A 1,052-nucleotide genomic window follows, 5' to 3' on the forward strand; every position below is an offset into this window, starting at 1 on the left:
CTTGAAAGATCTTCACACGACTGCCGCTCACGCAGTGGGGCTCTTGAACTGACGCAGTGGGGCTCTTGAACTGACGCAGTGGGGCTCTTGAGATCAATTATGGCTACGCCTTCGCCTCCCGAAGTTGTTCCTCCAAATCGGCGATCTTGGCCTTCAAATTCGCGATGACCGGGGCGATCTGTCGTTGAGAAAATCGTTTGTGGATGTGTTGCTGACAGTTGATGTCCCAAGCCTCGATGGTGAACACGATGGCCCGTTCGACTTTTCCGGGATATTCGGGGTCGCGTAACCGTTCTAATAGGGCGGGGTCGTCCTCGACGACTTTGGCCGTGCCCCACAGCTTGACCCGGTTGGAGTTTGCATAGTCCATCAGGAAAATGAACGCCTTGGGATTCTCCGAGAGATTGCCCAAGGTGATGTACTGGCGGTTGCCGCCAAAGTCGGCGAAGCCGAGCGTGTGGTCGTCCAACACCTTGAGGAACCCCGGCGAACCGCCCCGGTATTGGATGTAGGGCTGGCCCTCGGCATTGGCGGTGCCGAGATAGAACATGTCCAGTTCGGCCAAAAAACCGGCCAAATCCGGCGTGATTTCGGTCGCCCAACCCCGGTTCTTTTCGGCTCGGGCGTAACTGGCTCGGGAGCCTTTGGCCGTCTGGATTTGTTTCACGGCTGGGGTAAAGGCGATATCGCTGGTGTATTGTCGCATGGCTTGCACCCTCGAACGGATCAGCGGGGAAACCGGAACGATAGGCTTGGATGGCTTTTCAGACAGAAAGATTCATGCGAGAAGAAACGCCGGGACTGGTTATCACCATTCATTGACACGCAAGTCAACAAGCGCCTTGTGTGAGAAATTTAAGAGCCCCACTGCGTGAGCGGTGGGGGTGGCTTCCAGAGTGTGACGGCCACCCCCACCGCTCACGCAGTGGGGCTCTTGGGATCGTTTGCAAATGTTGCTGTTTGATTTCGCATCGACCAACATTACCCACAACGCTTTGCCTCATTGCCCGGCGATCCTTCTGGTCATCCACACTTCCCCGGCCAGCACGGCG

Annotated in this window: 1 protein-coding gene; it reads right to left on the reverse strand. The window is 56.7% G+C overall.

Translation table 11 applies throughout. The annotated features are described in order from the left end of the window. Positions 1-103 precede the first annotated feature (103 nt). On the reverse strand, positions 104-706 hold the full coding sequence (locus BGIM_RS0100645; RefSeq protein WP_020467909.1) for a pyridoxamine 5'-phosphate oxidase family protein: 603 nt from the start codon (positions 704-706) through the stop codon (positions 104-106). Between the last annotated feature and the right edge of the window lie 346 nt (positions 707-1,052).

The sequence above is a fragment of the Zavarzinella formosa DSM 19928 genome (assembly GCF_000255705.1).
GTDB lineage: Bacteria > Planctomycetota > Planctomycetia > Gemmatales > Gemmataceae > Zavarzinella > Zavarzinella formosa.